Genomic DNA, 12,650 nt, shown 5'->3' with positions numbered 1-12,650 from the left:
TGCCAGAAAAAAACGCCCGGCTCGATCACTCGAGCCGGGCGTTTTTGGTTACAGCCGCTTTCATTTACATATGCGAAATCAGCGCATCACCGAAGCCCGAAGACGAAACCAGCTTGGCCCCGTCCATCAGACGTTCGAAGTCATAGGTCACGGTTTTCGCACCAATGGCGCCGTTGGTGCCCTTGATGATCAGATCCGCCGCTTCGGTCCAGCCCATGTGACGCAGCATCATTTCCGCCGAGAGAATCAGCGAACCCGGGTTGACCTGGTCCTTGCCGGCGTACTTCGGCGCGGTGCCGTGGGTCGCTTCGAACATCGCCACGGTGTCGGACAGGTTGGCGCCCGGTGCAATGCCGATACCCCCCACTTCCGCCGCCAGGGCATCGGAGAGGTAGTCGCCGTTGAGGTTCAGGGTCGCGATCACATCGTATTCGGCCGGGCGCAGCAGGATCTGCTGGAGCATGGCATCGGCGATGGCATCCTTGACCACAACGTTCTTGCCGGTTTTCGGATTCTTGAACTGCATCCACGGGCCACCGTCGAGCAGGGTCGCGCCGAATTCTTCGGCCGCCACTTCATAGGCCCACTCTTTGAAGGCACCTTCGGTGAACTTCATGATGTTGCCTTTGTGCACGATGGTCAGCGAATCGCGGTCGTTATCGACCACATACTGCAGAGCCTTGCGCGCCAGACGCTTGGTGCCTTCCAGCGAAACCGGCTTGACGCCGATACCGCAGTTTTCGTCGAAACGGATCTTGGTGACGCCCATTTCTTCTTTAAGGAATTTGATGACCTTGGTGGCTTCCGGCGAACCGGCCTTCCACTCGATGCCAGCGTAGATGTCTTCGGAGTTCTCGCGGAAGATGGTCATGTCGACGTCGCCAGGCTTTTTAACCGGGCTTGGTACACCTTCGAACCAGCGCACCGGGCGCAGGCAGACGTACAGGTCGAGTTGCTGACGCAGGGCCACGTTCAGCGAGCGGATGCCGCCACCGACGGGAGTGGTCAGCGGGCCTTTGATGGAAACCACGTAATCCTTGACTGCATCCAGGGTTTCCTGAGGCAGCCAGGTATCCTGATCGTAAACCTGAGTGGCTTTTTCCCCGGCGTAGACTTCCATCCAGGAAATCTTGCGTTTACCGCCGTATGCCTTTTGAACTGCAGCATCGACCACCTTGATCATCACCGGACTGATGTCGACACCAATGCCGTCACCTTCGATGAAGGGGATGATCGGGTTATCAGGAACATTGAGAGAATGGTCTGCATTGACGGTGATTTTGTCGCCGACGGCTGGAACCTGAATCTTCTTGTAACCCATGCTGAACTCCATTGTTTGGATTGAACATCTGGCTTGGTTCGAGCGTAACCCAGTTAAATCAACACGCAAACCCTCTGTTCGTGGCGCGCCTACATCTCGTTTCGTACAAGCCTGAAAGCAAAGGGAAAAGCGCCAAACTCAAGCATTCGCGACGACTCTACGCCCCACCCCGCCCTGCGACCTTTAGACCAATGGACGAGAATCGTTGCATATGAACCATCGGCAGATTGCCAGCTACCTATGTATAATGCCGCCCGCTGACCAAAGGGTCACGACGGCTGGCCTCTCTAGCACGAGACTTTCCGCCTGATTGGTCGGGTTGTTACCGCAGTCCGACTGCTTGACGCTCTACTGATGCACCCAACATCACCGCGAAGAATCTCGACATTCGGTTCATGGATGACTTTGAACGAACGCGCTTACCCGGCGCCCCTCGAGTTTCTGCGCACGCTTTAGCAAAGAAGAGAGAGTTAATCCGAATATGCCCACCCGCTCGAAGATCATCTATACCTTCACCGACGAAGCTCCAGCCCTCGCCACCTATTCCCTGCTGCCGATCATCGAGGCTTACACCGCCTCGGCCGATATCGCCGTGGAAACCCGCGATATCTCTCTTGCAGCACGTATTCTGGCCAGCTTCCCCGAGCAACTGGGCGACAAAGCCGTAGCCGACCACCTCGCCGAACTGGGCGACCTGGCCGTTACGCCTGAAGCCAACATCATCAAGCTGCCGAACATCAGTGCTTCGGTGCCACAGCTGCAAGCCGCGATCAAAGAGCTGCAAGCCCAGGGTTACAACCTGCCGGACTACCCGGAAGCCGTGACCAACGATGCCGAGAAAGAAGCCAAGGCGCGTTACGACAAGGTCAAGGGCAGCGCCGTGAACCCGGTTCTGCGTGAAGGCAACTCCGACCGCCGCGCTCCGCTGTCGGTTAAAAACTATGCGCGCAAGCACCCGCACAAAATGGGCGCCTGGGCCAAAGACTCCAAGTCCCACGTGGCTCACATGAGCACCGGCGATTTCTACGGCAGCGAAAAAGCTGCCCTGATCGACGCCGCTGACGCCGTGAAGATCGAGCTGATCGCCAAGGACGGTACTGCTACCGTTCTGAAAGAAAAAACCAGCGTTCAGGCCGGCGAGATCCTCGACTGCGCCGTAATGAGCAAAAACGCTCTGCGCGCATTCATCGCCGCTGAAATCGACAGCGCCAAGGCCCAAGGCGTGCTGCTGTCGGTGCACCTGAAAGCGACCATGATGAAGGTTTCCGACCCGATCATGTTCGGCCAGATCGTTGCCGAGTTCTATAAAGACGCCCTGACCAAGCACGCTGACGTGCTGGCCCAGATCGGCTTCAACCTGAACAACGGCATCGGCGACCTGTACGCACGCATCAAGGCCCTGCCGGCCGAGCAGCAAGCACAGATCGAAGCCGACATGGCAGCGGTCTACGCCGCTCGCCCTGCGCTGGCGATGGTCAACTCCGACAAAGGCATCACCAACCTGCACGTGCCGAGCGACGTCATTGTCGACGCCTCGATGCCAGCAATGATCCGTGACTCCGGCAAGATGTGGGGCACCGACGGTCAGTTGCACGACACCAAGGCAGTGATCCCGGATCGTTGCTACGCGACCATCTACCAGGCCGTGATCGAAGATTGCAAAGCCAACGGTGCGTTCGATCCGACCACCATGGGCAGCGTGCCAAACGTTGGCCTGATGGCGAAGAAAGCCGAAGAGTACGGTTCGCACGACAAGACCTTCCAGATCAAGGCTGACGGCGTGGTTCGCGTGACCGACAGCAAGGGCAAGCTGCTGATGGAGCAGGCTGTTGAAGCCGGCGACATCTTCCGCATGTGCCAGACCAAAGACGCGCCGATCCAGGACTGGGTCAAACTGGCCGTCAACCGTGCTCGCGCCAGCAGCACCCCGGCGATCTTCTGGCTGGACCCGATGCGCGCCCACGACGGCGTGGTGATCGAGAAAGTTCAGGCTTACCTGAAGGATCACGACACTGCCGGTCTGGACATCCAGATCATGGCGCCGGTCGATGCCATGAAGTACACCCTGCAGCGCACTCGCGAAGGCAAGGACACCATTTCGGTGACCGGCAACGTCCTGCGCGACTACCTGACCGACCTGTTCCCGATCATGGAACTGGGCACCAGCGCCAAGATGCTGTCGATCGTGCCGCTGATGAACGGCGGTGGCCTGTTCGAAACCGGCGCCGGCGGTTCGGCACCGAAGCACGTGCAGCAACTGGTTGAAGAGAACTTCCTGCGCTGGGATTCGCTGGGCGAGTTCCTCGCACTGGCAGCGTCCCTTGAGCACCTGGGTGTGAACTACAACAACCCGAAAGCGCTGGTGCTGTCGAAAACCCTGGATCAGGCCACCGGCCAGTTCCTCGACAACAACAAGTCGCCATCGCGCAAAGTCGGCAACATCGACAACCGCGGCAGCCACTTCTACCTGGCGCTGTACTGGGCTCAGGCCCTGGCCGCCCAGACCGAAGACGCTGCACTGCAAGCGCAGTTCGCGACCCTGGCCAAAACCCTGACCGAGAACGAGGCGACCATCGTTGCCGAGCTCAACGCCGTTCAGGGCAAGCCAGTGGACATCGGTGGTTACTACCACGCCGATGCCGAGCTGATCAGCAAGGCCATGCGCCCAAGCGCAACCTTCAACGCGGCGATTGCTGCGCTGGTTTAAGGTTGTAAAGGGAACATCGCAAACCCCGGCCCTGCGCCGGGGTTTGTGTTTCCGGGCTTTATGATCACCACAAAACCCTGTGGGAGCTGGCTTGCCAGCGATGGCGGTTTATCATTCAACATTGATGTGACTGATCCATTGCTATCGCTGGCAAGCCAGCTCCCACAGGGTTCGGGTTTCAATATTCAACACCGAGGTCTACTCATGGAATGGCTCCCCCACATCACCGTCGCCACCATCGTCGAGGACAACGGCCGCTTCCTGATGGTCGAAGAGCACAAGGCCGGGCGTAACGTGCTGAACCAACCCGCCGGTCACCTCGACCCGGACGAAACCCTGATCGACGCCGCCGTGCGCGAGACCCTCGAAGAAACCGGCTGGGACGTCGAACCCACCGGCGTGATCGGCATTTACCTGTACACCGCGCCGAGCAACGGCGTGACTTACCAGCGTGTGTGCTTCAGCGCCAAAGCGGTGAAACACCACCCGGACTACCAACTGGACGATGGCATCGTCGGCGCCAAGTGGTTGACCCGCAGCGAATTAATCGCCCAGCGCGACAACTGGCGCAGCGAGCTGATCATCCGTTGCATCGACGATTATCTGGCCGGCCATCACTTCAGTCTCGAACTGATCCGCCCTTCTCTTTAGCCTTGAGGCCGTGAGCCTGATAGAATCGCGTCCTTTTTCAAGACACTCATTGAATCCCTATGCGTGATCCAGCCCCTTCTGACACATCCAAGAAGCGCGTCATTGTCGGCATGTCCGGCGGCGTGGACTCTTCCGTTTCCGCTCTCCTGCTGATCGAGCAGGGTTACGAGGTGGAAGGCCTGTTCATGAAGAACTGGGAAGAAGACGACGGAACGGAGTACTGCACCGCCATGGACGACCTGGCGGATGCCCAGGCTGTCTGCGACAAAATCGGTATCAAGCTGCACACCGCCAACTTCGCCGCCGAGTACTGGGACAACGTGTTCGAGCACTTCCTCGCCGAATACAAGGCAGGCCGTACGCCGAACCCGGACATCCTGTGCAACCGCGAAATCAAGTTCAAGGCGTTTCTCGACTACGCCATGATGCTCGGCGCCGACCTGATTGCTACCGGCCACTACGTGCGTCGCCGCGACATCGAAGGCCGCACCGAACTGCTCAAGGGCCTCGACCCGAACAAGGATCAGAGCTACTTCCTGCATGCCGTCGGCGGCGAACAGATTGCCAAGACCCTGTTCCCGGTCGGTGAGCTGGAGAAGCCTGAAGTCCGCGCGATTGCCGAGAAATACGAGCTGGCGACCGCCAAGAAGAAGGATTCCACCGGGATCTGCTTTATTGGCGAACGCCGCTTCAGCGACTTCCTCAAGCAATACCTGCCGGCGCAACCGGGCGAAATCAAGACCACCGAAGGCGAAGTCATCGGCCGTCACCACGGCTTGATGTACCACACCATCGGTCAGCGCCAGGGCCTCGGTATCGGCGGCTTGAAAGACGCCGGCGACGAGCCGTGGTACGTGCTGCGCAAGGACCTGGACACCAACGAGCTGATCGTCGGCCAGGGCAACAACCATCCGTGGCTGTTCTCCAGCGCCCTGCTCGCTTCGGAAATCTATTGGGTCAACCCGATCGACCTGAGCCAGCCGCTGCGCCTCACCGCCAAAGTGCGTTATCGCCAGAGCGACCAGGCCTGCACCCTGGAAAAAACCGCCAGCGGCTACCGCGCCGTGTTCGACGAACCGCAACGTGCGGTCACTCCAGGCCAGTCCGTGGTGTTCTATGACGGTGAAATCTGCCTCGGTGGCGGCGTGATCGAAGTCGCCGAGCCGTGGAGCGGCCAGGCATGAGCCCGACCCAGGAGCAACTGACCGCGCTGGGCGGCGTGTTTCTCGCCGCCGTGCTGGTTGACCGCATCGCCAAGACCGGCCAGACCAACGAGGCCGGCCTGAGCTGCATGCTCGGCAGCCTGCTGGTACGCGACCCCAAGGACACGCTCGACGTATACGGCGGCGACGATATCAATCTGCGCGAAGGTTATCGTGCGTTGATCGGCGCCCTTGAACGCGACCCGAGCACCTTGCAGCGCGAGCCGTTGCGTTATGCGCTGTCGATGCTCGGCCTGGAGCGGCAACTGGCCAAGCGTGGCGACATGCTCGACACCATCGGCAAGCGCCTGCCGCAGATCCAGTCGCAGGTCGAACACTTCGGCCCGGCCCACGAAAACGTGGTCGCGGCCTGCGGCGCGCTGTATCAGGACACCCTGAGCACCTTGCGCCAACGCATTCAAGTGCACGGCGACATGCGCAACCTGCAGCAACCGAGCAACGCCTCGAAGATCCGCGCCCTGCTGCTCGCCGGCATTCGTTCGGCGCGCCTGTGGCGTCAGCTTGGCGGGCACCGCTGGCAGTTGGTGATCAGCCGGCGCAAGCTGCTCAAAGAGCTGTATCCGTTGATGCGTAGCGAGTAAATCGTCGCGCAATAAAAGTTTTGTAGTCTGTAGCGCGTAATACGCCGGTCAGTTGGCAACGGACCGGCGGATTTTTTCATGTATGATACGCGCCCCATTTCGTTGCCCGACTGTCCGAGAACACCCCATGCAGCTCTCTTCGCTCACTGCGGTTTCCCCTGTTGACGGCCGCTACGCCGGCAAAACCCAGGCCCTGCGCCCGATTTTCAGCGAGTACGGCCTGATCCGTGCCCGCGTCCTGGTTGAAGTGCGCTGGCTCCAGCGCCTGGCCGCCCACGCCGGTATCCCGGAAGTGCCAGCCTTCTCCGCCGAGGCCAACGCCGTTCTCAATGAACTGGCTGAAAACTTCTCGCTGGAGCACGCCGAGCGCGTCAAAGAGATCGAGCGCACCACCAACCACGACGTCAAGGCGATCGAATACCTGCTCAAGGAGCAGGCGGCCAAGCTGCCGGAGCTGGCCAAGGTCAGCGAGTTCATCCACTTTGCCTGCACCAGCGAAGACATCAACAACCTGTCCCACGCCCTGATGCTGCGCGAAGGCCGTGACGACGTGATGCTGCCGCTGATGCGCCAGACCGCCAATGCCATCCGCGAACTGGCGATCCGTTTCGCTGACGTGCCAATGCTGTCGCGCACCCACGGTCAACCCGCCTCCCCGACTACTTTGGGTAAAGAGCTGGCGAACGTGGTGTACCGTCTCGAGCGTCAGATCGCTCAAGTCGCTGCCGTACCGCTGCTGGGCAAAATCAACGGCGCTGTCGGCAACTACAACGCCCACCTGTCGGCCTACCCGCAGATCGACTGGGAAGCCAATGCCCGCGCCTTCATCGAAGACGAACTGGGCCTGGGCTTCAACCCGTACACCACGCAGATCGAACCGCACGACTACATCGCCGAGCTGTTCGACGCCATTGCGCGCTTCAACACCATCCTGATCGACTTCGACCGCGACATCTGGGGCTACATCTCCCTGGGTTATTTCAAGCAGCGCACCATCGCGGGCGAAATCGGTTCGTCGACCATGCCACACAAGGTCAACCCGATCGACTTCGAAAACTCCGAAGGCAACCTGGGTATCGCCAACGCCCTGTTCCAGCACCTGGCGAGCAAACTGCCGATTTCCCGCTGGCAGCGCGATCTGACCGACTCCACCGTACTGCGTAACCTCGGTGTCGGCTTCGCCCACAGCGTGATCGCCTACGAAGCCAGCCTCAAAGGCATCAGCAAGCTGGAGCTCAACGAGCAGAAGATTGCCGCTGACCTCGACGCTTGCTGGGAAGTCCTGGCTGAGCCGATCCAGACCGTGATGCGCCGCTACAACATCGAAAACCCGTACGAGAAGCTGAAAGAACTGACCCGCGGCAAGGGCATCAGCCCTGAAGCGTTGCAGACTTTCATCGACGGCCTGGACATGCCAGCGCAAGCGAAAGCCGAGCTCAAGCAACTGACCCCGGCCAACTACATCGGCAACGCTGTAGCGCAAGCCAAACGCATCTGATCGACCGCTTGATCCGTTTGAGACGCCCGGCCGCGCCGGGCGTTTTTATTCCCGTCTGAAAAGTGCTTTTTTTCAATAGGTTACATATGAATTCCGATATTCCTCTTCAACTTCTGGGCGGCCTTACGGCACGCGAATTCCTGCGCGACTACTGGCAGAAAAAGCCACTGCTGATCCGTCAGGCGATTCCTGACTTCGAAAGCCCGATCGACGCCGACGAACTGGCCGGCCTGGCCCTGGAAGAAGAAGTCGAATCGCGTCTGGTGATCGAACACGGCGAGCGCCCATGGGAACTGCGTCGCGGCCCGTTTGCCGAAGACGAATTCAGCAAACTGCCGGAAAAAGAGTGGACCCTGCTGGTGCAGGCCGTTGACCAGTTCGTCCCGGAAGTCAGCGAACTGCTGGAAAACTTCCGCTTCCTGCCGAGCTGGCGCGTCGATGACGTGATGATCAGCTTCGCCGCCCCGGGTGGCAGCGTCGGTCCGCACTTCGACAACTACGACGTGTTCCTGCTGCAAGGCCACGGCAAGCGCAACTGGAAAATCGGCCAGATGTGCGATTCCGAGAGCCCGCTGCTGCAACACGCCGACCTGCGCATCCTCGCCGAATTCCACGAGACCGAAGAGTGGGTACTGGAGCCGGGCGACATGCTCTACCTGCCGCCCCGTCTGGCCCATTGCGGTGTCGCGGTCGACAACTGCATGACCTACTCGGTCGGCTTCCGCGCACCGAGCGCTTCTGAAGTGCTGACCCACTTCACCGACTTCCTCAGCCAGTTCCTGACTGACGAAGAGCGCTACACCGATGCCGACGCGCAACCGGCCGCTGACCCGCATCAGATTCAACACGACGCACTGGATCGCCTGAAAGCCCTGCTCGCCGAGCACATGAGCGACGAGCGTCTGCTGCTGACCTGGTTCGGCCAGTACATGACCGAGCCGCGCTATCCGGAACTGGTGGTGGGCCCGGAAGAAGTTGAAGAAGAAGACTTCCTCGCTGCGCTGCAGGACGGCGCGGTACTGATCCGCAACCCGAGCGCGCGCTTGGCCTGGTCGGAAGTCGATGACGACCTGCTGCTGTTCGCCAGCGGCCAGAGCCGTTATCTGCCGGGCAAACTGCGCGAACTGCTGAAGCTGATCTGCGCCGCCGACGCCCTGCACACCGACAACCTCGGCGACTGGCTGGACGACGAAGACGGTCGCGGCCTGCTGTGCGAACTGGTCAAGCAAGGCAGCCTGGGGTTCGCCGATGAATAAGATTCGCGTACGTGTCGCAGACTGGCAGAAGGACATCGCCGAGATCCGGCGCATTCGTGAAACGGTGTTCATCGCCGAACAATCGGTGCCACCCGAGCTGGAATGGGACGCGGATGACGCGACCGCCGTGCATTTTCTGGCGTTTGAAGGCGACTTTCCGATTGGCACTGCGCGCCTGTTGCCCGACGGGCACATTGGCCGGGTATCCGTGCTGAAAGACTGGCGCGGGATGAAGGTTGGTGATGCGCTGATGCAAGCGGTGATTGCTGAAGCTGAAGCGCGTGGCCTGCAGCAGCAGATGCTCAGTGCGCAGGTACAGGCCACGGCGTTCTATGAGCGCTTGGGCTTTAGCCTGGTCAGTGAGGAATTCCTTGAAGCCGGGATTCCGCATGTCGATATGGTTCGCCATTCGGCTTGAGACCGCGGCGCGGCGATCGCGAGCAGGCTCACTCCTACAATTGAAATGCGATTCCCTGTAGGAATGAGCCTGCTCGCGAAGAGGCCCGCAAGCACACCACAAAACGCCCCGACATCCGCCGATGCCGGGGCGTTTTGCTGTCTACGATTCAACTTGCACCACCGCGGGCCGACAAACTGGCAATATCAAGCCTTTCGAAAGCGGAGATAACGGACATGTCCCTACGCACCCTGCTCACCACCCTGCTGCTCGGTTGCAGCCTGTCGGTGATGGCAGCCACAGAAATCGTGCCCCTCAAGTACCGCACCAGCGCCGACATGCTGCCGATGGCGCAAGACTTCATCGGCAAGGACGGCCAGGTCAGCGCCTATGGCAATCAACTGATCATCAAGGCCGAGCCGGACAAGATTCAGGAGCTCAAGGCGCTGGTCACCCAGCTCGACACTGCACCCAAACGCTTGTTGATCACGGTCGACACCAACGAAAACAACGGCCGCGGCGATGAAGGCTACTCGGTCAACGGCGCGCCGCCGAACCAGACCCGGATCATCAGTCGCAGCACCGCCAGCCGCGACGGCGGCGTGCAGCAGGTACAGGCCACCGACGGCATGCCGGCGCTGATCCAGGTTGGCCAGAGCGTGCCGATCACCAGCAGCCAGACCAACTCCTATGGCGATTACAGCAGCCAGACGCAATATCGCAACGTCACCCAGGGTTTTTACGTGACGGCCAGCGTCACCGGCGACATCGTTCACCTGGCAATCAGTACCAACCGTGACCGCATGAGCCAGGAACGTCCCGATGTAGTGAACGTGCAAAGCACCGACACAACCGTCAGCGGACGCCTCGGCGAATGGATCACCCTCGCCGGCGTCAATCGCCAGACTCAGGCCGACCAACAGGGCCTGACCCGCAGCTACTCGACTCAAGGCCGGGATGACATGACCTTGCGGGTCAAAGTCGACGCGCTGGACTAAAGCACCAAAAACTGACTGATTAGTCGTATTAGACCAAAGATGTAGTGCTTGAAAAAAAGCACTACAAAACGTTTGACGAGGCAAAAAAGCAAAGGCATGATGGCCTCGCTCCCGCTAATCAGAGGCCCTGGCAAGGGCCTTCGAAGCGACGTTCGCACCTACCCCGCGAACCGCTTCGTGTCTGTACCGCCCACAAGGTGTGTTTGACGAGGTTGTCGACTGGAACGAAGTTGTCCCGAGGGACGGAAGCGTTATTAGGTAACCCGGCACCACACTGCAGTTCGTATGAAAGGCCCACGACGCCCCGATTGCGCCCGCCAGTTCGCCTTTACCTGCTCACTTTCCCCTCGAGCCCATCGTTCATCCCGTCGCCTCCCCCGCCGAACCCGACTTGACCACCTAAGCTTCTGGTCAGCGAGCGCAGGAATTTTCCACCGCAGAACAACTTTTCATAAAGACGCGACGAGGTTTATCTCCATGGCACTGACACGCGAACAGCAAATTGCAGCCCTTGAAAAAGACTGGGCTGAAAACCCGCGCTGGAAAGGCGTGACTCGCACTTATTCCGCTGCTGACGTCGTCCGTCTGCGTGGCTCGGTTCAACCTGAGCACACTTTCGCGAAAATGGGCGCCGAGAAGCTGTGGAACCTGGTCACCCAGGGTGCCAAGCCGTCCTTCCGCCCAGAGAAAGATTTCGTCAACTGCATGGGCGCCCTGACCGGCGGCCAGGCTGTTCAGCAAGTCAAGGCCGGTATCCAGGCGATCTACCTGTCGGGCTGGCAAGTGGCTGCGGACAACAACTCCGCCGAATCCATGTACCCGGACCAGTCGCTGTACCCGGTGGACTCAGTGCCAACCGTGGTCAAGCGCATCAACAACTCGTTCCGTCGCGCTGACCAGATCCAGTGGAAAGCCGGCAAGAACCCGGGCGACGAAGGCTACATCGACTACTTCGCGCCAATCGTGGCTGACGCCGAAGCCGGTTTCGGCGGCGTTCTGAACGCCTACGAGCTGATGAAGAGCATGATCGAAGCAGGCGCCGCCGGCGTTCACTTCGAAGACCAGCTGGCTTCCGTGAAGAAGTGTGGTCACATGGGCGGCAAAGTACTGGTTCCAACTCAGGAAGCCGTACAGAAGCTGACCGCTGCCCGTCTGGCTGCCGACGTTGCCGGTACTCCGACCATCATTCTGGCTCGTACCGACGCCAACGCGGCTGACCTGCTGACTTCCGACTGCGACCCGTACGACCAGCCGTTCGTGACTGGCGAGCGTACTCAGGAAGGTTTCTACAAGGTTCGCGCTGGCCTGGACCAAGCGATCGCCCGTGGCCTGGCTTACGCGCCGTATGCCGACCTGATCTGGTGCGAAACCGCCAAGCCGGATCTGGAAGAAGCCCGTCGCTTCGCTGAAGCGATCAAAAAGGAATACCCGGACCAACTGCTGTCGTACAACTGCTCGCCTTCCTTCAACTGGAAGAAAAACCTGGACGACGCGACCATCGCCAAGTTCCAGCGCGAACTGTCTGCCATGGGTTACAAGCACCAGTTCATCACCCTGGCCGGCATTCACAACATGTGGCACAGCATGTTCAACCTGGCGCACGACTACGCCCGCAACGACATGACTGCCTACGTGAAGCTGCAAGAGCAAGAATTCGCCGACGCCGCCAAGGGTTACACCTTCGTGGCTCACCAGCAGGAAGTGGGCACCGGCTACTTCGACGACATGACCACCGTGATTCAGGGTGGCTCGTCCTCGGTGACCGCGCTGACCGGTTCGACCGAAGAAGAACAGTTCCACTGATTCTGCTTCGCTGAGCAAACGGCCTTTGCGGATCGTATAGAAAGCTAACCGCAAAGCCGCAAGACTGACGCCCCGACTGGTTCGGGGCGTTTTTTTGCCCAGGATTCAATGACCACCACAAATCCCTGTAGGAGTGAGCCTGCAGGGATCGGTGACGTCCGGAGAAAACATTGATCCAGAGCGGTACAGATGTCAGAAAAATCCGCTAAAACGGA

Annotated in this window: 10 protein-coding genes; 9 read left to right on the top strand and 1 reads right to left on the bottom strand. The window is 59.9% G+C overall.

Annotated features, from left to right (window positions below):
* Positions 1-64: 64 nt before the first annotated feature.
* Entirely contained in the window at positions 65-1,321 is a 1,257-nt protein-coding gene (icd, locus tag K5Y35_RS18585) for an NADP-dependent isocitrate dehydrogenase (protein WP_034155137.1), read from the bottom strand.
* Positions 1,322-1,802: 481 nt separating this feature from the next.
* On the opposite strand from icd, the gene K5Y35_RS18580 reads away from it, so the two are divergent.
* The 9 genes from K5Y35_RS18580 to aceA all read left to right on the top strand — a co-directional run bounded on the left by K5Y35_RS18580 (position 1,803) and on the right by aceA (position 12,435).
* Positions 1,803-4,028, top strand: coding sequence for an NADP-dependent isocitrate dehydrogenase (locus K5Y35_RS18580; protein ID WP_123462478.1), 2,226 nt, complete (start codon positions 1,803-1,805; stop codon positions 4,026-4,028).
* Between the two features lie 204 nt (positions 4,029-4,232).
* Positions 4,233-4,679, top strand: a complete 447-nt coding sequence (locus K5Y35_RS18575; protein WP_128614942.1) for an NUDIX hydrolase — start codon at positions 4,233-4,235, stop codon at positions 4,677-4,679.
* A 59-nt stretch (positions 4,680-4,738) separates the two neighbouring features.
* A complete protein-coding gene (mnmA, locus tag K5Y35_RS18570) occupies positions 4,739-5,863 on the top strand; it encodes a tRNA 2-thiouridine(34) synthase MnmA (protein ID WP_025109000.1) in 1,125 nt (374 codons plus the stop codon).
* Entirely contained in the window at positions 5,860-6,483 is a 624-nt protein-coding gene (gene hflD / locus K5Y35_RS18565) for a high frequency lysogenization protein HflD (RefSeq protein WP_123462474.1), read from the top strand. Before mnmA ends, hflD begins: the two co-directional genes overlap by 4 nt.
* Before the next feature lie 127 nt (positions 6,484-6,610).
* Positions 6,611-7,981: an adenylosuccinate lyase gene (purB, locus tag K5Y35_RS18560; RefSeq protein WP_016987412.1), complete on the top strand. Its 1,371-nt coding sequence runs from the start codon at positions 6,611-6,613 to the stop codon at positions 7,979-7,981.
* A gap of 86 nt (positions 7,982-8,067) precedes the next feature.
* On the top strand, positions 8,068-9,237 hold the full coding sequence (locus K5Y35_RS18555; RefSeq protein WP_123462472.1) for a cupin domain-containing protein: 1,170 nt from the start codon (positions 8,068-8,070) through the stop codon (positions 9,235-9,237).
* A complete protein-coding gene (locus K5Y35_RS18550) occupies positions 9,230-9,655 on the top strand; it encodes a GNAT family N-acetyltransferase (RefSeq protein WP_095138930.1) in 426 nt (141 codons plus the stop codon). The genes K5Y35_RS18555 and K5Y35_RS18550 overlap by 8 nt, the downstream gene beginning before the upstream one ends.
* A 215-nt stretch (positions 9,656-9,870) precedes the next feature.
* Positions 9,871-10,632 carry a secretin N-terminal domain-containing protein gene (locus tag K5Y35_RS18545; RefSeq protein WP_123462470.1) on the top strand — a complete coding sequence of 254 codons (762 nt, stop codon included), beginning with the start codon at positions 9,871-9,873 and terminating at the stop codon, positions 10,630-10,632.
* 477 nt (positions 10,633-11,109) lie between these two features.
* Positions 11,110-12,435, top strand: a complete 1,326-nt coding sequence (aceA, locus tag K5Y35_RS18540) for an isocitrate lyase (RefSeq protein WP_003223815.1) — start codon at positions 11,110-11,112, stop codon at positions 12,433-12,435.
* The last annotated feature ends 215 nt before the right edge of the window (positions 12,436-12,650 follow it).

It is taken from the genome of Pseudomonas sp. SC3(2021) (genome assembly GCF_019856535.1).
GTDB lineage: Bacteria > Pseudomonadota > Gammaproteobacteria > Pseudomonadales > Pseudomonadaceae > Aquipseudomonas > Aquipseudomonas monsensis.
The sequence above is the reverse complement of the archived record's forward strand: the minus strand, read 5'-3'. Positions and strand labels throughout refer to the sequence as shown.